The sequence below is a fragment of the Streptomyces sp. NPDC001668 genome (assembly GCF_042893155.1).
In the GTDB taxonomy this organism is placed as follows: Bacteria; Actinomycetota; Actinomycetes; order Streptomycetales; family Streptomycetaceae; genus Streptomyces.
Map to the genome: position 1 here is coordinate 172,305 of NZ_JBIAUQ010000003.1, position 19,514 is coordinate 191,818.

General features: G+C 71.4%; 16 protein-coding genes. 1 reads left to right on the forward strand and 15 read right to left on the reverse strand.

The annotated features are described in order from the left end of the window. Positions 1 to 9 precede the first annotated feature (9 nt). The 6 genes from ACFYZ8_RS10465 to ACFYZ8_RS10490 form a co-directional block, all read right to left on the reverse strand. Positions 10 to 3,099, reverse strand: coding sequence for an AAA family ATPase (locus tag ACFYZ8_RS10465; protein ID WP_388534203.1), 3,090 nt, complete (start codon positions 3,097 to 3,099; stop codon positions 10 to 12). 140 nt (positions 3,100 to 3,239) lie between these two features. Continuing rightward, positions 3,240 to 3,428, reverse strand: a complete 189-nt coding sequence (locus tag ACFYZ8_RS10470) for a hypothetical protein (protein ID WP_359030940.1) — start codon at positions 3,426 to 3,428, stop codon at positions 3,240 to 3,242. A gap of 196 nt (positions 3,429 to 3,624) precedes the next feature. Beyond that, positions 3,625 to 4,206, reverse strand: coding sequence for a hypothetical protein (locus tag ACFYZ8_RS10475; RefSeq protein WP_359030939.1), 582 nt, complete (start codon positions 4,204 to 4,206; stop codon positions 3,625 to 3,627). 35 nt (positions 4,207 to 4,241) lie between these two features. Continuing rightward, positions 4,242 to 4,817: a GNAT family protein gene (locus tag ACFYZ8_RS10480; protein WP_359030938.1), complete on the reverse strand. Its 576-nt coding sequence runs from the start codon at positions 4,815 to 4,817 to the stop codon at positions 4,242 to 4,244. Then, positions 4,795 to 7,038: an MMPL family transporter gene (locus ACFYZ8_RS10485; RefSeq protein ID WP_388534205.1), complete on the reverse strand. Its 2,244-nt coding sequence runs from the start codon at positions 7,036 to 7,038 to the stop codon at positions 4,795 to 4,797. The genes ACFYZ8_RS10480 and ACFYZ8_RS10485 overlap by 23 nt, the downstream gene beginning before the upstream one ends. Before the next feature lie 213 nt (positions 7,039 to 7,251). Continuing rightward, positions 7,252 to 7,557: a hypothetical protein gene (locus tag ACFYZ8_RS10490; protein ID WP_388534208.1), complete on the reverse strand. Its 306-nt coding sequence runs from the start codon at positions 7,555 to 7,557 to the stop codon at positions 7,252 to 7,254. A gap of 140 nt (positions 7,558 to 7,697) precedes the next feature. Between ACFYZ8_RS10490 and ACFYZ8_RS10495 the strand changes: the two genes are divergently transcribed. Next, positions 7,698 to 8,522, forward strand: coding sequence for a methyltransferase domain-containing protein (locus ACFYZ8_RS10495; RefSeq protein WP_388534210.1), 825 nt, complete (start codon positions 7,698 to 7,700; stop codon positions 8,520 to 8,522). Positions 8,523 to 8,573: 51 nt separating this feature from the next. Here ACFYZ8_RS10495 and gatB read toward each other — a convergent pair whose 3' ends face one another. The 9 genes from gatB to ACFYZ8_RS10540 all read right to left on the reverse strand — a co-directional run bounded on the left by gatB (position 8,574) and on the right by ACFYZ8_RS10540 (position 19,468). Further along, positions 8,574 to 10,088 (reverse strand): Asp-tRNA(Asn)/Glu-tRNA(Gln) amidotransferase subunit GatB, encoded by a 1,515-nt coding sequence (gene gatB, locus ACFYZ8_RS10500; protein ID WP_359030934.1) that lies wholly within the window; start codon positions 10,086 to 10,088, stop codon positions 8,574 to 8,576. 15 nt (positions 10,089 to 10,103) lie between these two features. Continuing rightward, positions 10,104 to 10,343 (reverse strand): hypothetical protein, encoded by a 240-nt coding sequence (locus tag ACFYZ8_RS10505; RefSeq protein WP_330264301.1) that lies wholly within the window; start codon positions 10,341 to 10,343, stop codon positions 10,104 to 10,106. Then, positions 10,340 to 11,842 (reverse strand): Asp-tRNA(Asn)/Glu-tRNA(Gln) amidotransferase subunit GatA, encoded by a 1,503-nt coding sequence (gene gatA / locus ACFYZ8_RS10510; protein ID WP_359030933.1) that lies wholly within the window; start codon positions 11,840 to 11,842, stop codon positions 10,340 to 10,342. Before gatA ends, ACFYZ8_RS10505 begins: the two co-directional genes overlap by 4 nt. A 5-nt stretch (positions 11,843 to 11,847) precedes the next feature. Then, entirely contained in the window at positions 11,848 to 12,144 is a 297-nt protein-coding gene (gene gatC, locus ACFYZ8_RS10515) for an Asp-tRNA(Asn)/Glu-tRNA(Gln) amidotransferase subunit GatC (protein ID WP_007384860.1), read from the reverse strand. Positions 12,145 to 12,454: 310 nt separating this feature from the next. Next, the gene (locus tag ACFYZ8_RS10520) at positions 12,455 to 14,683 is read right to left on the reverse strand and encodes a bifunctional diguanylate cyclase/phosphodiesterase (protein WP_359030932.1); all 2,229 of its coding nucleotides are present in this window, start codon (positions 14,681 to 14,683) and stop codon (positions 12,455 to 12,457) included. A 272-nt stretch (positions 14,684 to 14,955) separates the two neighbouring features. Next, on the reverse strand, positions 14,956 to 17,148 hold the full coding sequence (ligA, locus tag ACFYZ8_RS10525; protein ID WP_359030931.1) for an NAD-dependent DNA ligase LigA: 2,193 nt from the start codon (positions 17,146 to 17,148) through the stop codon (positions 14,956 to 14,958). A 15-nt stretch (positions 17,149 to 17,163) separates the two neighbouring features. After that, on the reverse strand, positions 17,164 to 18,165 hold the full coding sequence (locus ACFYZ8_RS10530; RefSeq protein ID WP_359030930.1) for a methionine synthase: 1,002 nt from the start codon (positions 18,163 to 18,165) through the stop codon (positions 17,164 to 17,166). A gap of 50 nt (positions 18,166 to 18,215) precedes the next feature. Then, positions 18,216 to 18,905, reverse strand: coding sequence for an SDR family oxidoreductase (locus tag ACFYZ8_RS10535; RefSeq protein WP_388534216.1), 690 nt, complete (start codon positions 18,903 to 18,905; stop codon positions 18,216 to 18,218). Positions 18,906 to 18,928: 23 nt separating this feature from the next. After that, on the reverse strand, positions 18,929 to 19,468 hold the full coding sequence (locus ACFYZ8_RS10540; RefSeq protein WP_057616347.1) for a TIGR00730 family Rossman fold protein: 540 nt from the start codon (positions 19,466 to 19,468) through the stop codon (positions 18,929 to 18,931). Positions 19,469 to 19,514: the final 46 nt, after the last annotated feature.

The following is a 19,514-nucleotide window of genomic DNA, read 5'->3' on the forward strand; positions in this document are numbered from 1 at the left end:
CCGTACGCCTCACTCTGTGACCGGCGCGTGGAGAGCCTCCGCCGGGAACAGCCCCCGCCGGTGCGCCACCGCCGCCGCTGCTCCCCTTCCGGAGACGCCGAGCTTGGCGAGGATGTTGGAGACGTGGACGCTGGCCGTCTTCGGGGAGATGAACAGTTCCTCGGCGATCTGCCGGTTGGTGCGGCCGAGGGCGACCAGGCGCAGGACGTCGCGCTCGCGGCCGGTGAGACCCAGCGAGCGGACCGGGTCGCCGCGGTGGGGCGCGGGGGCCGCGGTCAGGGTGAGGCGGGCGCGCTGGGCGAGGAGGGTGACCGCGTCGGCCAGGGGCCGGGCGCCGAGGTGGTCGGCCGCGGCGTGAGCCAGGCGCAGGAGTTCGGTGGCCCGGTCCCGTTCGGACTGCTCGGTGGCGCCGGGTGCCGACAGGAGGGCCTGGGCGAGCCGGTGGCGGACGCGGGCGAGGGCGTAGGGGCGTTCCAGGGGCTCGAAGGCGGTGAGGGCCTCGCACCAGTGGTCGGGGGTGTCGGCGCTCTCGGCGCGCAGCAGTTCGGCGCGCAGCCAGCGGTCGTGGGCCAGCCAGACCGGCGCGTTGGCGGCGAGGGGCCTGGCGGCCTCCCGGATGCGGTCCAGGATCTTCGTGCGGTCCTGTTCGGCGACGGGCAGACCGAGGCTGTCGGCCTCCATGGCGGCGGCGGCGAGGAGCAGGGGCCAGGCGTAGCGCTGGGTGCCGGGCGGGAAGCCGGCGTCCAGGACGCGTTCGAGTTCGGCGCGGGCGTCCAGGAGGCGGCCTTCGGCGGCGGCGATGCCGATGGCCAGTTCACGGAGGGGGAGGTCGTGTTGCGGAGCCAGGTCGTACGGGCCGAAGTGGGCGCGGGCTGCGGTGAGTTGACGTGCTGCCTCGGTCAGTTCGCCGCGGGCGAGGGCGAGTTGGGAGCGGGTGGCGGCGTGGAAGCCGCGGGCTTTGGCGCTCTGGCCGACGAGTTCGGCCTTGGTGGCGGCTTCCGCGGCCCGGTCCCAGTGCCCCAGGGAGCAGAGGGATTCGGCGAGGTTGCCCCAGATCCACGCCTCCTTGTCGGACAGGCCGAACTTCCGGGCGTAGTCGATGCCTTCTTCCAGGACGGACACGGCTTCCCGGGAACGCCCGATGGCTTCGAGGGCGTTCGGCAGATTCACGTAGACCCGGCTGGCGACGGCGGAGACACCGTCCTGGAGTGTCTGCCGCAGGATCTCGACCATCTCGTCGAGTCCGCTGTCGACGCCACCGGACTCGACGAACAGGCCCGCGTGGGTGAGGCGGGCGTTCATCTCGATCTCGTGGGCCCCCACCATGCGGGCGTACTCCACGGCGCGCTCGGCGGCCGAGATCGCGTCGGGGCCGGGGATATGGATCATGGACCAGTGGGCCACGTCGGCCAGCACCTCGGCGTGCACCTCGGACGGGGGCAGACCGCGGACCAGGTCCTCCGCGGTGGCCAGCTCGGTCCAGCCGTCGCCGCGGGCCAGCCCCTGGACGAGATGGGAGCGCTGGACCCAGAACCAGGCCGCGCGCAGGGGGTCCTCGTCGTCCTCCAGGATGTTCAGCGCGCGCTTGGTGATCTTCAGGGCGCGTTCGCGTTCCCCGCCCAGCCGGCCGGCGACGGCGGCCTCGGCCATCAGGTCGAGGTAGCGCAGCGGGGTGGTGGCCGGGTCGCAGCCGCTGGGGGTCCCCCCACGTCGTTCAGACAGTGACGGAGGGTAGACCTCGGTGTAGTCGACCGGGCGCAGGGCGGCCCTGACGTCCTCGGGGGCGGTGTCCCACAGCTCCATCGCGCGTTCCAGGAGCCGGAGTTGCTCGGAGTAGGCGTGCCGGCGGCGGGCGGTCACGGAGGCGTCGAGGACGGCGGGCAGGGCCTTGGCGGCGTCGTGGGCGTGGTACCAGTAGCTGGCCAGCCGCATGACCCGTTCGTCGGCCGGGACGAGCGTGGGGTCGGCCTCCAGGGCTTCGGCGTAGCGGCGGTTGAGGCGGGAGCGTTCGCCCGGCAGCAGGTCGTCGGCGACGGCCTCGCGGACCAGGGAGTGCCGGAAGCGGTAGCCGTCACCGTCGGGCGCCGGGATGAGGATGTTGGCGTTGACGGCGACCCGCAGCGCTTCGATGAGGTCGTCCTCGGCGAGCCGGGTGACGGCGGCGAGCAGCCGGTACTCCACGGTGGAGCCGCCCTCGGCGGCGACCCGGGCGACCCGCTGGGTGCTCTCGGGCAGCCCCTCGACGCGGACCAGGAGGAGGTCGCGGAGCGAGTCGGTGAGGCCGGTGCCGCAGCCCTCGGTGGCGCAGACGGCGAGTTCCTCGACGAAGAAGGCGTTGCCGTCGGAGCGTTCGAAGATGGCGTCGACCTGGGCGGGGTTCGGTTCGGTGGCGAGGATGCCGGCTATCTGGCGGCTGACCTCGTCCCGGTTGAAGCGGCCGAGTTCGATGCGGCGGACGGTGCGCAGCCTGTCGAGTTCGGCGAGCAGGGGGCGCAGCGGGTGGCGGCGGTGGATGTCGTCGGAGCGGTAGGTGGCGAGGACGACCAGGCGGCCGGTGCGCAGGGTGCGGAAGAGGTAGGCCAGGAGGTGGCGGGTGGAGGCGTCGGCCCAGTGGAGGTCCTCCAGGGCGACGACGACGGTGCGGTCGGCGGCGACGCGCTCCAGGAGGCGGGCGGTGAGTTCGAAGAGGCGGGCCAGGCTCTCCTCGTCGTGCCGGCCGGTCCCGCGGGCGGGGTGCGCCTCGCCGACCTCGGGCAGCAGCCTGGCCAGTTCCTCCTCCTGGCCCGCGGCCGCGACGGCCAGTTCGTCGGGCAGGGCGCGGCGCAGGGCGCGCAGGGCGGTGGAGAAGGGTGCGAAGGGCAGTCCGTCGGCGCCGATCTCGACGCAGCCGCCGAGGGCGACGACCGCGCCCTGCCGGCAGGCGGCGGTGGCGAACTCCTCGACGAGCCGGGTCTTGCCGACGCCGGCCTCACCACCGAGCAGCAACGCCTGCGGCTCTCCCGCGGCGGCGCGGGAGAGCGCTTCGTTCAGGCTGTTCAGCTCTTCGGCTCGGCCGACGAACACGGGACTGACGGACCTGGTCTCCACGGGCCCGAGCATGACACGCGGGTCCGACAGGACGGCACTCGTTTTCGGGGCGGGCCCGGGCTCTCCACTCGCCCCGGTCACGGGGAGGACGGCCGCGGTGGTGACCGCGGGGACGGGCAGAGCCGTACGGCCGTCCTCCCTCCCCCCGGCGCTCACGCCGTGCGCAGGAACCGGTGCCGCCGGGGGCGGCCGGTATGCGAGTCGGTCTCCGCGGTGCGTTCGGCGGCTTCGCGACGGGCGGCGCGGCGGCCGCGCAGGGTCTCGCGGACGAGCCGCTCGTGCTCGGCCTGGCGGATGAGTTCGGTGGAGCGGTACTGGGAGATCTCGTACTCGGGATACATGGCGTCGTCCTTGTCGGAGTCGGTTTCGGGCTTCGCTTTCCGCGATGCCTCTACCTTCGTCTCCGAGGCGGGTCCGCCACATCGGGAGAGTTCCGCATCTTCGGGGCCCGCGGGGGCCTTAGACGCGCAGGAGGGGCCTCAGGGGCTCCGTAAGGTACCTACGGATGTCCTGAGACCCCTTGGGTTCTGCGGTTACTCAACCGGCCGACGGCACGCTGACCAGCACATCGACGTACTTGAGGACGGCGATCAGCAGCCCGATGACACCGAGCGAGACGCCCGCCCAGGAAACCGACTTGATCCAGCCGGCCTGCGGCTTGCCGGGCGCCCCGAAGGCGGGCCGGATCAGCACGAACACGCCGACGAGCAGGGCGACGAGGGCGAAGATGCCGGCGTAGACGGCCTGGGTGTTCCAGACGTCGCCGTAGCCCTCCTTCAGCAGGGTGTCGACGTTCGACGTCTGGGAGTTGTGCATCTGGCTCAGAAGGCTCTCCTTCTGAGCGGCCAAGGTGCCGATCCAGCTGCCGGTCAGCGAGACGAAGCCGAGTGCCGCGGAGACGACGGCGCCCGCGCCCTGGCCTACGCCGGTGGGGCCCTGCTCCGGGGCGGCCTCGGACAGGTCGTCCTCGTCGTCGATCTCGTCGGCAGCGGTCTCGTCGGCCGGGGTGGCCTCCGCCTCCGTCACCTCGTCGGTCGTGGCGACGCTCTCCTTCTTCTCTTCGGTCGTGGCCTCGGCGCCCGTCTCGGCGCCGGTCTCGTCAGCTGTCTTCGTTCCCATGTCGGGCACCGTACGGATCCTGTCTGAGAGGGTTCTTAATGATCGTTCCGGGCTGCACGCGCGCGTGCCTCACGCCACTCGGGGGCGAGAATCGACCACACCTCGAGGTCGTGCCGTACGCCACGATAGGGGTGCGCCTCACGGCGGACTCCGTCGCGGGTCATCCCGAGGCGCCGGGCGACGTTGATGCTGGGCGTGTTTCCGGCCGCGGCGACCCATTCGACCCGGTGGATTCCGCGTGCCTCGACCACCCAGTCGATCAGCACCCGCATGGCCCGGGTGACCAGTCCGCGGCCGGTCGCGGCGGGCTCCAGCCAGCAGCCGACCTCGCAGTTGCCCTGCGCGGCGTCGAAGTTCAGGGTGAGGACTCCGCCGACGAGCTTTCCGTCCAGCCAGATGCCGTGGTAGCCGCCGGTGTCGTCGGCGCGCATCCGGGCGTACCGCTGGAGTGTCTCGCGCGCGGAGGCCACGTCGACGGCCTGGGAGCCGAAGGGGATGAACCGTCCGATGAACTCACGGCCCCGTTCCAGGTTGGCCAGGAACTCCTCCGCGTGCCACGGCTCCAGGGGCCGCATTTCGGCTCCGTCGTCACCCAGGGATGTCGCGTACATCCTCGTCCCGCTCCCTCTCCATCTGCTGCACGACGTCCTGCTCCAGGACGTCGGTGAGCCTCTCATGCGCGGCGCGGCGCTCGGGAGGTTCGATGCTGATGCGGGGCATCCGGCGGTCCAGCCAGCCCGGCAGCCACCAGTTGGCGCCGCCGAGCAGATGCATGAGGGCGGGGACGAGGAGCGTGCGCAGGACGAAGGCGTCGAGGGCGACGGCGGCGGCGAGCGCGATACCGAACATGGCGATCACGCGGTCGCCGCTGAGGACGAAGGCGAGGAAGACGGAGATCATGATGACCGCGGCGGAGTTGATCACCCGGCTGGTCTCGGCGAGGCCGACGCGGACGGCCCGCCGGTTGTCGCCGGTCTCCAGCCACTCCTCGTACATGCGGCTGACCAGGAAGACCTGGTAGTCCATGGAGAGCCCGAAGAGGACCGAGACCATGATCACGGGCAGGAAGGGCTCGATGGGCCCGGCGCGGCCGAGTCCCAGCAGCTCGCTCCCCCAGCCCCACTGGAAGATCGCCACGACCACTCCGAAGGCGGCGGCGACGGCGGCCACGTTCATCGCGGCGGCCTTCAGCGGGATGCCGACGGAGCGGAACGCGAGCAGGAGCAGCAGACAGCCCAGGCCGATGACGACACCGACGAACAGGGGCAGCTTGCCGACGATGACGTCCGCGAAGTCGTCGTAGGAGGCGGTCATCCCGCCGACGTGGATGTCGAGGGAGGTGCCGTGCTCGGCGCGTGGCAGCACCTCGGTGCGCAGCCGGTCCACGAGGTCGCTGGTCTGCCGGGACTGCGGGGCGGAGTCGGGGACGACCGTGAAGTAGGCGAGATCGCCACCGGTGTCGTAGGTCACCGGGGTGGTGGACGCGATGCCCTCGGTGGTGCGCAGGGTGGCGTCGAGGTTGTCGAGGAGGAGCTTGTCCTCGGCGCCGTCGACACGGGTCACCAGGGTGAGCGGGCCGTTGACTCCGGGGCCGAAGCCTTCGGCGAGGAGGTCGTAGGCCTGCCGGGTGGTCGCGGACCGCGGGTCGTTGCCCTGGTCGGAGGTGCCGAGGCGCAGGCCCAGGGTGGGCAGGGCGAGGACGGTGATCACCACCAGGGCGATCGCGCCGAGCAGCTTGGGGTGCCGTTCCACGAACGCGGACCAGCGGTGGGCGAACCCGGTCGGCAGTTCCGGCTCGGGCCCGTGCTCGGCGAGGCGGCGCCGCTCGCGCCGGCTCAGGGCGCGCATGCCGATGAGGGAGAGCAGGGCGGGCAGCAGGGTGACGGACGCGGCGACCGTGAGGACGACGGTCAGGGAGGCGGCGATCGCGACGCCGTTGAGGAAGCCGAGCCGGAGGATCAGCATGCCGAGCAGGGCGATGCAAACGGTGGCACCGGCGAAGACGACCGCGCGCCCGGTGGTGCTGACGGCGTTCTCCACGGACTCGGCGACGCTCAGCCCGCGTTTCAGGCCGCGCCGGTGTCTGGTGACGATGAAGAGCGCGTAGTCGATGCCGACGCCGAGCCCGATCAGCATGCCGAGCATGGGCGCGAAGTCGGCGACGGTCATGGCGTGCCCGAGCAGCACGATCCCGGCGTACGCGGTGCCCACGCCGACCAGGGCGGTGGCGATGGGCAGCAGCGAGGCGGCGAGCGAGCCGAAGGCGAGGAACAGCACGAGGGCGGCCACGAGCACGCCGACGATCTCGGCGACATGCCCGCCCGAGGACTCGGTGAGGGCGACGGCGCTGCCGCCCAGCTCCACCTGGAGCCCGTCGGCCTCGGCGTCCTTGGCGGTGTCCACCACGGCCCGCGCCTCGGACGGGTCGATGTCCTCGGCGGAGTGGGCGAAGGTGACGGTGGCGTACGCGGTGTGCCCGTCGGGGCTGACCAGGCCGCCGCGGGCGTCGTCGTACGGGCCGACCACGGCGGTCACCCCGGGCAGGTCCGCGATCTTGTCCAGGGTCGCGGTCATCGTCTGCTCGACGTCGGCGTCGCGGACCGAACCCGAGCTGACGTGCCAGACGACCGTGTCGCTGTCACCGCCGAGGTCCGGGAAGCCGTCCTGGAGCAGCTGGGTGGCGCGGCCCGACTCGGTGCCGGGGACCTCGTAGTCGTTCGAGTACGCGGACCCGACGACGGCGGCGGCCGTGCTCACGCCGCCGAGGGCGAGGAGCCACAGGAGGACGACGATGAGGCGTCGTCGGACACACCAGCGTGCGAGGGCTGCCACGAACGTGCTCCCAGGGTGGTGAATTGTGGATCTTTGACCGGGAACAGTCGTTCATGACCTTCATGAGGTGAACGGCCCGCAAAGAACGCATGAGCAATGCGTAGTCCACTCTCGCAGGCAAAAGTGATCGTTTATCGCGATCGTGCCCTTATTCACAGGAGTGGGAGACAGATCACAGGACAGTAACGGTCACTCTGTCACGCCCGCCGCGCCTCAGTCGAACTGGTCGCCCAACGCCATCACCATCACACCGACGATCAGCAGCCACAGCGCTCTGCGGGTGCGCCCGCGGGAGCCCAGGAAGGCCGCGAGCGCGCACACGACGGCGCCCAGGGCGTAGGCCGCCGGCACCAGCGCGGGGGCGGAGCCGGCCGCGCGCAGCGTGGCCGCGGCCAGGCCGGCGAGGGCCAGCAGCACGCCCGTGCCGGAGGCCGTCCAGCGGGCCCGCCGGGCGTCCAGCACCTGACCGTCGTACTCCTCCTGTATGTCGGATGGCTCGGAATTCGCAGGACCGTTCATGGCGGGCGAGCGTAGCGTGTTCCGCCGAGCGACTCCGGGCCCGTCCGGCCCCCGACCGAAGCAGGTGCGTTGTTTGAGCGTCCGACCGAGCTCCGCCGTATCCCCTTCCGCCTCCCAGGACTCAAGGAGCCCGTTCACCGATGCCAGACGACATCACCCCGAGGACATCGAAGACCTCGAAGACCTCGAATGAGGACCTCGCCCGGCGCCTGACCCAGGCCCGCTACCCGCGCAGCAACAGCTACGACGTCCGCTGGGTCATCGAGAACCAGATGGGCCCGAACGCGCTGTGGCTGCTGGAGTGGCTCGCGCCCGCCCTGGGCCTGGACACCCTGCGGCCCTGTGCCCGTGTGCTCGACCTGGGCTGCGGCCGGGCGATGACCTCGGTCTTCCTGGCCAGGGAGTACGACGTCCAGGTCACCGCGGCCGACCTGTGGGTCAAGCCCGACGACAACGCGCGGCGCATCGCCGAGGCCGGTTTCGCCGACCGGGTGCTGCCCGTGCACACCGAGGCGCACGACCTGCCGTTCGCCGAGGCGAGCTTCGACGCGATCGTGAGCATCGACGCGTACCAGTACTTCGGCACGAACGACCTGTATCTGCCCACGCTGACCCGGCTGTTGAAGCCGGGCGGGCGGATCGGGATCGTCGTACCGGCACTGCGCGAGGAGATCGACGGCGTGGAGCCGCCGGAGCACCTCGCGCAGTGGTGGCAGCCCGACTTCTGGTGCTGGCACACCGCCGACTGGTGGCGGCGCCACTGGACCCGCGGCGGGGCCGTCGAGGTCGAGACGGCCGACTGGCAGCCGGACGGCTGGCGGGACTGGCTGCTGTGGTGCGAGGTGATCGCCGAGGAGAGCCCCGAGGAGTTCCACCGCACGATGGCCCGCGAGGTCGGCGAGATGGTCCGGGCCGACGAGGGCCGGGCGCTGGGTTTCGTACGGCTCGTAGGACGCCGTAAGTAGCCGTACGGCCCCGGAGGACATGTCCTCCGGGGCCGTACTCGGCGCTCTGGCTCAGCCCTCGCTGACGCCCAGCTTCTCCAGGATCAGCTCCTTGACGCGGGCCGCGTCCGCCTGACCGCGGGTGGCCTTCATGACCGCGCCGACCAGGGCGCCGGCCGCGGCGACCTTGCCGGAACGGATCTTGTCGGCGATGCCCGGGTTGCCGGCGATGGCCTCGTCGACGGCGGTGCCGAGGGCGCCCTCGTCGGAGACGACCTTCAGACCGCGCTTGTCGACGACCTCGTCCGGGGTGCCTTCGCCCGCGAGGACGCCTTCGATGACCTGGCGGGCCAGCTTGTCGTTCAGGTCGCCCTTCGAGACCAGCTCGGTGACCCGGGCGACCTGCGCCGGGGTGATCGAAAGCTCGTCGAGCGACTTGCCCGACTCGTTGGCGCTGCGGGCGAGTTCGCCCATCCACCACTTGCGGGCGGAGGCCGCGTCCGCGCCGGCGTCGATGGTGGCGACGATCAGGTCCAGGGCACCGGCGTTCAGGATCGCCTGCATGTCCAGGGCCGTGATGCCCCACTCCGCGACGAGCCGGTTGCGGCGCACCAGCGGCAGCTCGGGCAGAGCGGCCCGGATCTCCTCGACCCACTCGCGCGAGGGGGCCACCGGGACGAGGTCCGGCTCGGGGAAGTACCGGTAGTCCTCGGCCTCCTCCTTCACGCGGCCCGAGGTCGTCGACCCGGTGTCCTCGTGGAAGTGCCGGGTCTCCTGGATGATCGTCCCGCCGGACGACAGGACGGCCGCGTGCCGCTGGATCTCGAAGCGGGCCGCGCGCTCCACGGACCGCAGCGAGTTGACGTTCTTGGTCTCCGAACGGGTGCCGAACTTCTCGGTGCCGTGCGGGCGCAGCGACAGGTTCACGTCGCAGCGCATCTGGCCCATCTCCATGCGGGCCTCGGAGACGCCGAGCGCCTTGATGACCTCGCGCAGCTCACGGACGTACGCCCGCGCGACCTCGGGAGCGCGCTCGCCGGCGCCCTCGATCGGCTTGGTGACGATCTCGATGAGCGGGATGCCGGCGCGGTTGTAGTCGAGGAGCGAGTGCGAGGCGCCGTGGATACGGCCCGTCGCGCCGCCCACGTGGGTCGACTTGCCGGTGTCCTCCTCCATGTGGGCGCGCTCGATCTCCACGCGGAAGGTCTCGCCGTCCTCCAGCTGGACGTCGAGGTAGCCGTTGAAGGCGATCGGCTCGTCGTACTGGGAGGTCTGGAAGTTCTTCGGCATGTCCGGATAGAAGTAGTTCTTCCGGGCGAAGCGGCACCACTCGGCGATCTCGCAGTTCAGCGCGAGACCGATCTTGATGGCCGACTCGATGCCGATCGCGTTGACGACCGGGAGCGCGCCGGGCAGGCCGAGGCAGGTGGGGCAGGTCTGCGTGTTGGCGTCCTGACCGAGCTCGGTCGAACAGCCGCAGAACATCTTGGTCTTGGTGCCGAGTTCGACATGGACCTCGAGGCCCATGACGGGGTCGTACGACGCCAGAGCGTCCTCGTACGACACCAGGTCGGTCGTGATGGTCACGGTGTTACTTCCCTCTCAGCCCAGCAGGACGTCGTCGTCGCCCAGCCGCTTCAGCTCGCGGTACAGGACGGCGAGGCCGGTGACGACGGCGACGGCGGCCACGGTGGCGTCGACCAGAACGAGCGTGTCGTTCTCCGCGCGCGCCTTCTTGAGTCGCTTGGCGACACCGATGGCGCCGAACGCCGTGGTGGCGATGGACAGGTACGTGCCGGACTTGGACTTCTTGAAGTCCTTCGCCTTGGTCAGCTTGCTCACAGCGACGGTGCCTCCTCCAGGAGCGGGTGGCCCCACCTTTCCACGAAGGCGGCCTCGACGGCGGCGCCGACCTTGTAGAGCCGGTCGTCCTTCAGGGCCGGGGCGATGATCTGCAGACCGACCGGGAGGTTGTCCTCCGGGGCCAGACCGCAGGGCAGCGACATGGCCGAGTTGCCCGCCAGGTTGGTCGGGATGGTGCACAGGTCGGCCAGGTACATCGCCATCGGGTCGTCGGCGCGCTCGCCGATCGGGAAGGCGGTGGTCGGGGTCGTCGGGGAGACGATCACGTCGACCTGCTCGAAGGCCTTCTCGAAGTCGCGCGTGATGAGCGTGCGGACCTTCTGCGCGGAGCCGTAGTAGGCGTCGTAGTACCCGCTGGAGAGGGCGTACGTACCGAGCATGATCCGGCGCTTGACCTCGGGGCCGAAGCCCGCCTCACGGGTGAGGGAGGTGACCTCCTCGGCGGAGTGCGTGCCGTCGTCGCCGGTCCGCAGGCCGTAGCGCAGGCCGTCGAAGCGGGCGAGGTTGGAGGAGCACTCCGAGGGCGCGATCAGGTAGTACGCGGACAGCGCCAGGTCGAAGGACGGGCAGTCCAGCTCGACGATCTCGGCGCCCAGTTCCTTGAGGAGGGCGACCGACTCGTCGAAGCGCTGGATGACACCGGCCTGGTAGCCCTCGCCGCGGAACTGCTTGACGACACCCACGCGCATGCCCTCGACGCTGCCGTTGCGGGCGGCCTCGACGACCGGCGGGACCGGGGCGTCGATGGAGGTGGAGTCCAGCGGGTCGTGCCCGGCGATGACCTCGTGGAGCAGGGCCGCGTCCAGGACCGTACGGGCGCAGGGACCGCCCTGGTCGAGGGAGGAGGAGAAGGCGACCATGCCGTAGCGGGAGACCGCGCCGTACGTCGGCTTCACACCGACCGTGCCGGTGACGGCGGCCGGCTGGCGGATGGAGCCGCCGGTGTCGGTGCCGATGGCGAGCGGGGCCATGTGCGCGGCCAGCGCGGCGGAGGAGCCGCCGCCGGAGCCGCCCGGGATCCGGGTGAGGTCCCAGGGGTTGCCGGTCGGGCCGTAGGCGCTGTTCTCGGTCGACGACCCCATGGCGAACTCGTCCATGTTGGTCTTGCCGAGAATGACCACGTCGGCGGCCTTGAGCCGCTTGGTGAGGGTCGCGTCGTACGGCGGGATCCAGCCCTCGAGGATCTTCGAACCGACGGTCGTCGGGATGCCCTCGGTGGTGAAGATGTCCTTCAGCGCGAGCGGGACGCCGGCGAGCGGGCCGAGCTTCTCGCCCCGCTCCCGCTTCTCGTCGACGGCGCGGGCCTGCGCGAGGGCGCCCTCGCGGTCGACGTGCAGGAAGGCGTGCACCTTCTCGTCGACGGCCTCGATCCGGGCCAGGTGGGCCTCGGCGACCTGCACGGCCGTGAGCTCACCGGACGCGATTTTCGCGGCGGTCTCGGCGGCGGTCAGCTTGATGATGTTGACGTTGTCCGTCATGGCGGTTAGTCCTCCCCCAGGATCTGCGGCACCTTGAAACGCTGCTGCTCCTGGGCCGGGGCGCCGGAGAGCGCCTGCTCGGGGGTGAGCGACGGACGGACCTCGTCCGCCCGCATGACGTTCGTCAGCGGGAGCGGGTGCGAGGTCGGCGGTACGTCTTGGTCGGCGACCTCACTGACGCGTGCGACCGCGCCGATGATGTCGTCCAGCTGTCCCGCGAAGTGCTCGAGCTCTTCGGGCTTCAGCTCCAGACGCGCCAGCCGTGCGAGGTGGGCGACCTCCTCGCGCGTGATGCCAGGCATGCAGCGATCCTCTGGGGTGAGTGCGTGTGGTTTGGGGCGGGGCTGGCCGTCACATTCCCGTCGTCCGTCCGAAGGGCGGGTCGCGCGGCGTCTGGTGCGTGCGATCGCAAGGCGCCGGAGCGGCTTCGTGGCGGAGCCACGTGGCCGGTTCGGCAACGCGGCGAGCGTGCGTGCCAGGCGTCGCGCGACAGACGGGAATGTGACGGCTAGCCCCAATCCTATGGGTCCCGGCCGGATGGCCGTTAAACGGTTTCCCGCAGCCGGCGGCAACGGGCGGTGCCCATACCGCGCCAAAGGATGCCTGGACGGGTCACTCCGCCGCGGGCAGCGCCGCCCTCGGCCGCTGCCAGCCGCGCGACCCGCGCGCCAGGAGCCACGCCGTCGTCTCCTCCGGCGGCATCGCCGCCGCGACCAGCCAGCCCTGTACGGCGTCGCAGCCCATGTCGCGCAGCCGCTCCCAGGTCTCGTCGTCCTCGACGCCCTCGGCCACGACCAGGAGGCCCAGGGAGTGGGCGAGGTCGACCGTGCAGCGGACGATCTCCGCGTCCTCGGTGTCGACGGCCAGCTTGGCCACGAAGGAGCGGTCGATCTTCAGTTCGCTGACGGGGAGGCGGCGCAGGTGGACCAGGGAGGAGTAGCCGGTGCCGAAGTCGTCCAGGGACATCTTCACGCCGTGCCCGGTCAGCGCGGCGAGGGTGTCCGCGGCCCGCGAGGGGTCCTCGAGCAGGACGTGCTCGGTGATCTCCAGCTGGAGGGCGCCCGCAGGGACGCCGTGCCGGGCGAGGCGCGCGGCGACCGAGCCGGCGAAGCCCGGGGTGTGGACGTCACGCGGGGAGACGTTGACCGCGACCGGGACGTGCAGGCCCTGGGCCCGCCACTCGGCGACCTGGGCGAGGGCCGTGTCGAGGACGTACTCGGTGAGGTGGGGCATCAGCCCGGACGACTCGGCGATGGCGATGAACTCGTCCGGCGGGACCTTCCCGCGCTCCGGGTGCACCCAGCGCACCAGGGCCTCGAGTCCCGCGACCTGGCCGTCGAAGCGGACCTTGGGCTGGTAGTGCAGCTGCACGTCGTGCGCGTCCAGCGCCCGGCGCAGATCGCCGAGGAGGCCGAGCCGGTCGGGGGTGTTGGAGTCCCGCTTGGACTCGTAGACCTCTACGCCCGTACGGTCCCGCTTGGCCTGGTACATCGCCACGTCCGCCCGCCGCAGCAGCCCCTCGGCGTCCAGGGCGTGGTCGGGGAAGACGGCGACGCCGGCGCTGGCCTCCAGGACGAGGGTGAGGCCGTCGAGGTCGAGCGGGGAGCTGAGGGCGGCGACCAGGTTGCGGGCGACCCGGGACGCGGAGGTCGTGGAGTCGGCGACCGGCAGTAAGACGGCGAACTCGTCGCCGCCGAGCCGTGCCGCCTCCGCCCCGCGCGGCAGGGCGATCCGCAGCCGGTCGGCGATCTGGAGGAGCAGCCGGTCACCGGCGAGGTGGCCCAGGGTGTCGTTGACCGAGCGGAAGCGGTCGAGGTCGATGAGCATCAGGGCGGACCGGGCGCCGATGCGCTCGGCGTCGTCCAGTGCGGTCCAGATGCGCTCCAGGAGCCACTGCCGGTTGGGCAGTCCGGTCAGCGGGTCGCGCAGCTGCTCCTCGGCGCGGGCCCGGGCCATCCACAGGGTGGAGTCGAGGGCGATGAGGGGGATCGCGAACAGCGGGAGCAGCAGGGGCTTGGCGGCGGCGACCACGCAGACCAGCGGGGCGATGCCGAGCAGTGCGACCGCGACCAGGCCCTGTCTGACGAGGGCGGTGCGGGCCACGGTGGGCAGGCCGTGGCGGGAGGAGTGCAGGTACCAGCCCAGGGCCCGGGTGACCGCGAGGTAGGCCATGGCGACCAGGACCACCTCGGGGCCGGTGTAGAAGGACCAGGTGTCGGGGTTCCAGGGGGTCTCGACGGACGGCGACTGACCGAACGCGGCGAGGACCAGGGCGCCGGTGCCTATGCCGAGGATGTCCACCGCGCCGTGCAGGATGCCCTGCCGCCAGCGGTGGCGCCTGGCTATGCCGACCAGCAGGACGACGGTGAGGCTGACCATGCCGGCGGGCACCCAGCCGTACAGCAGCAGGACCGCGAGGGTCAGGGCGGCGCCCGAGCCGGTGCCGCCCCACCAGCGGGCCCGTCCGAGGGCGACGAGGTGGCCGACGATGACGCCGGTCAGCACGGCCAGCGACCAGCCGACGGTGCCGGACGGGAAGAGGGCGTGGCCGCCGGTGAACGCCCGGTAGAAGCCCGCGCCCAGGACGAATCCGGCCGCCGCGACGAGGGCCGTGGGCAGTGCGGGCCAGGAGAGCTGCCGGTCGGGTTCGGCGTCCGGGCCGCCGGGGGCGCGCTCGGCGGTGAGCTGTGCGGCACCGGGGCCGCCGGCCGCGGTGTACTGTCCGGCGACCCGTCCCTCCGCGCCCGGACGCTCCGAAGGCCGCCCGGCCCACCGGCTCGCCCATGCGCCGGTGAGCCGGCGCAGCCGTGAGTCCGGGGCGGCGCTCTCGGTCGGTTCCATTCCCGTCCCTCTCACAGCCGGCGGTGCCCACGCCACGCGGCTCGTTCGCCCGACAAAACCCTCGACGGCGCCGCGTTGGAAAACCCTTCCCCTTGCTCTTCAGGAGCAAGGGAATGCCCCGACCGCAGCTGGGCACGGCAGGCGCACATCTCAACATTAGGCCGCAGAAGGCTTCCACGGGCAGCGGTCGTCGACGGTTGCCCGAATGCGCCCCGGCCACCCGTATGCATCTGGTATGCGCCGATCGGGTGGCGTTCAACCGCCGCTTTCCGCTACTCCTCCGTGGGAAGCGCCACATCGGTGGCTGCTTCCGGACCCTGTTCCAGCAGGACGTCGAAGCCGTCCTCGTTCAGAACTGGCACCTTGAGTTGCATCGCCTTGTCGTACTTGGAACCAGGATTGTCACCTACGACGACGAATGACGTCTTCTTAGAAACCGAACCGGTTACTTTCGCCCCTCTGGTCTGCAGGGCCTCCTTGGCGCCGTCGCGGGTGAAGCGCTCCAGGGTGCCGGTGACGACGACGGTGAGCCCTTCGAGGGGACGCGGGCCCTCGTCCTCCCCCGAGCCCTCCTCCTCCATGCGCACACCCGCGGCCTTCCACTTGCGCAGGATCTCCTGGTGCCAGTCCTCCGCGAACCACTCCTTGAGGGACTTCGCGATGATCGAGCCGACGCCGTCGGTGTTCGCCAGCTCCTCCTCGCTCGCCTGCTCGATGCGGTCGATGGAGCGGAAGTTGCGCGCGAGGGCCTCGGCGGCGACCGGGCCGACGTGGCGGATGGACAGGCCGGTCAGGACGCGGGCGAGCGGGCGGTCCTTGGCGGCCGCGATGTTGTCCAGCATGGCCACCGCGTTCTTCTTGGGCTCGCCCTGCTGGTTGGCGAAGACCGTGGCGACCTTCTCCTCGCCGGTCTTCGGATCCCGCTTGGGCAGACCGCTGTCCTGGTCGAGGACGTACGCCTTGATGGGCAGCAGCTGTTCGATGGTGAGGTCGAACAGGTCGCCCTCGTCGGCCAGCGGCGGGTCCGAGGGCTCCAGCGGCTTGGTGAGCGCGGCCGCGGCCACGTACCCGAAGTGCTCGATGTCCAGCGACTTGCGGCCCGCCAGGTAGAACAGGCGTTCACGCAGCTGGGCGGGGCAGGTGCGGGCGTTGGGGCAGCGCAGGTCGACGTCGCCCTCCTTCATGGGCCGCAGCGCGGTGCCGCACTCGGGGCACTCGGCCGGCATCACGAACTCGCGCTCGCTGCCGTCGCGCAGGTCGACGACCGGGCCGAGGATCTCGGGGATGACGTCACCGGCCTTGCGCAGCACCACGGTGTCGCCGATGAGGACGCCCTTGAGCTTGACGACGTCCTGGTTGTGCAGGGTGGCGAACTCGACCTCGGAGCCGGCCACCGTCACCGGCTCCACCTGGGCGTACGGCGTGACCCGGCCCGTACGGCCCACGCCCACGCGGATGTTGATCAGCTTGGTGTTGACCTCCTCCGGCGCGTACTTGTACGCGATCGCCCAGCGCGGGGCGCGGGAGGTCGAGCCGAGGCGGCCCTGGAGCGGGATCTCGTCCAGCTTGACGACGGCCCCGTCGATCTCGTGCTCCACGGAGTGCCGGTTCTCGCCGAAGTACGCGATGAACTCCCGGACGCCGTCGAGGCCGTCGACCACCTTGTTGTGCTTGGCGGTGGGCAGGCCCCAGGACTTGAGGAGGTCGTACGCCTGGGAGAGACGGGTCATGCCGTCGAAGCCCTCCAGGGCGCCGATGCCGTGCACGACCATGTGGAGGGGGCGCGTGGCGGTGACGCGCGGGTCCTTCTGGCGCAGCGAACCGGCCGCCGCGTTGCGCGGGTTGGCGAAGGGCTTGTCGCCGGCCTCGACGAGACGGGCGTTGAGCTCCTCGAACTTCTCCATCGGGAAGTAGACCTCGCCGCGGATCTCCACGAGGTCGGGGACCTTGTCGCCGGTGAGGCGGTCCGGGATCTCGGTGATGGTGCGGACGTTGGGCGTGATGTCCTCGCCGGTGCGGCCGTCGCCGCGGGTCGCCGCGCGGGTGAGGCGGCCGTGCTCGTAGGTGAGGTTGACGGCAAGCCCGTCGACCTTGAGCTCGCACAGCAGGTGGTAGTCGGTGGTGCCGACGTCCTTGGCCACCCGCTCCGCCCAGGCCGCCAGCTCCTCGTCACTGAAAGCGTTGTCCAGGGAGAGCATCCGGGAGCGGTGCTGGACGGACGTGAACTCGGTCTCGTACGCCCCCGCGACCTTCTGAGTCGGCGAGTCGGGGGTGCGCAGCTCGGGGTACTCCTCCTCCAGCGCCTCCAGGGAGCGCAGGAGCTTGTCGAAGTCGGCGTCGCTGATGACCGGCGCGTCGTTCACGTAGTACCGGAAGCGGTGCTCCTCGATCTGCTCAGCGAGCTGCGCGTGCTTCTCCCGTGCCTCCGAGGGCACCGTCGTCTCCGCTTGCTTGTCGCCGGCCACCGTGTTGTCCTCCCGTTACTCTGGGTTGTCCGCGAGGGATCTCGCCGCCTGGACGCAGTGGGCGAGAGCCTTGCGCGCGTACTCGGGGGAGGCCCCCGCGAGTCCGCACGACGGAGTGACCGTGACCGCCTCCGCGAGAAGTCCCGGATGCAGCCCCAGCCTGCGCCACAGCGTCCTGACACCCATGACGCTACCGGCAGGGTCTGACAATGCCGTGTCCGTGCCGGGCACGACACCGGCGAAGAGCCTCGTCCCCCCTTCCACCGCCTCCCCGATCGCGTCGTCGTCACGCTCGGTGAGGAGCGAGAAGTCGAAGGAGACCGCCGCCGCGCCCGCCCTCCGCAGCAGGGCGAAGGGGACATCCGGTGCGCACGAGTGGACCACGACGGGGCCGCCCGCGTGAACCCCGACGACATCGCGCAGGCCGGCCTCGACGACCTGCCGGTCGACGGCCCGGTGGGTCCGGTAGCCACTGGCGGACCTCACGTGCCCCCGCAGCACGGCGATGAGGGAGGGCTCGTCGAGCTGGAGCACGATCTGCGCGCCGGGGATCCTCTTGCGGACCTCCTCCAGGTGCAGCCGCAGCCCCTCCGCGAGTGAGGCGGCGAGGTCCCGGCAGGCGCCGGGGTCGGAGAGGGCGACCTCGCCGTTGCGCAGTTCCAGCGCGGCGGCGAGCGTCCAGGGCCCGACGGCCTGCACCTTCACCTGTCCCTCGTACCCCTGGGTGAACTCCTCCAGCGCGTCGAGGTCCTCCCCCAGCCAGGACCGGGCCCGCTTGGTGTCCCGGCCTGGCCGGTCCCCGAGCCGCCAGCCGCTGGGCTCCACGCGCGCGTACAGCTCGACGAGCATGCCGGCGGTACGGCCGATCATGTCGGCGCCGGGGCCGCGGGCGGGCAGTTCGGGCAGGAACGGGAAGTCCTCGAAGGAGCCGGTGGCGGCCTTGGCGGCCTCTCTGGCGTCGCCGCCGGGGAGGGAGCCGATGCCGGTGGCGGGGGCGAAGCGGATGTCTGCGGTCACGTGTGAAGCCTACGTAGGTGACCGGACGGTTCTCGCCCCCGTGGGGGCCGTCAGCGACCGGGCCTGACCGTCAGGTCGTTGATCTCCGCGTCCCTCGGCAAATCGATCGCCGTCACGATCGCCGTCGCCACCGACTCCGGGTCGATCCACCGGGAGGCGTCGTACTCCTTGCCCTCCTGCTGGTGGACCTTGGCCTGCATCGGGCTCGCCGTGCGGCCGGGGTAGACCGAGGTGACGCGGACGCCGTTCTCGTGCTCCTCGTGGCGCAGGGAGTCCGCCAGGGCCTTCAGGCCGTGCTTGGAGGCGGCGTACGCGGACCAGTCGGCGTGCGCGTTCAGTCCCGCGCCCGAGTTCACGAACACCACATGGCCACGGGTCGCCCGGAGTGGGGGCAGGAAGTGGCGGGTCAGCTCGGCGGGGGCGATCAGGTTGACGTTCAGCTGGTGGCGCCAGGACTTCGGGGTGAGGTCGCCGACCGGGCCGAGGTCGACCACGCCGGCGACGTGCAGCAGGGAGTCCACCCGGTCCGGCAGCGTCTGGTGCGAGAAGGCCCAGCTCAGCTTGTCCGGATCGGCCAGGTCACCGACCAGCGTCCGCGCCCCGGGGAACTGCGCCGCCAGCTCCTTCGCTCGGCCCGCGTCCCGCGCGTGCAGGACGAGTTCGTCCCCGCGGGCGTGCAGACGCTGGGCCACCGCCGCGCCGATGCCGGAGCCCGCTCCGGTGATCACATGTGTAGCCATGCCGCCATGCTCGCATCACGGCGTCACCGGGTACCGAGCGACTCCTCCAGGTAAGCCAGCGCCCCCACCGGCTCCTCCGCGAAGAACACCAGGTCGGTGAGCGGGCGGGGCAGGAAGCCCTCGTCCTCCATGCGCCGGAACTGCTCCTTCAGCCCGTCGTAGAAGCCGGCGGTGTTCAGCAGCACGACGGGCTTCTCCGTGTGCCCGTGCTTCTTCAGCTCCAGGATCTCGGTCGCCTCGTCGAGCGTGCCCGTGCCACCCACCATGATCACCACGGCGTCGGCCTTCTCCAGGAGCAGCTTCTTCCGTTCGGCGAGGTCCTTCGCGATCACCATCTCGTCGACCCCCGGACGGACCTTGGCGGCCAGGAACTCCACCGAGACCCCGACGAGCCGCCCGCCCGCCTCCTGCACCCCGTCCGCGACGACCTTCATCAGGCCCACGTCCGAACCGCCCCACACCAGCGTGTGACCGCCCTTGCCCAGCAGCTTCGCGAACTCCCGCGCGGGGCGCGTGTAGCGGTCGTCGAGGTCGGCGGCGGAGAGGAAGACGCAGATTCGCATGACGTCACCGTACGCGGGAAGAACCGGGGGCCCGCGAGTGCTTTTC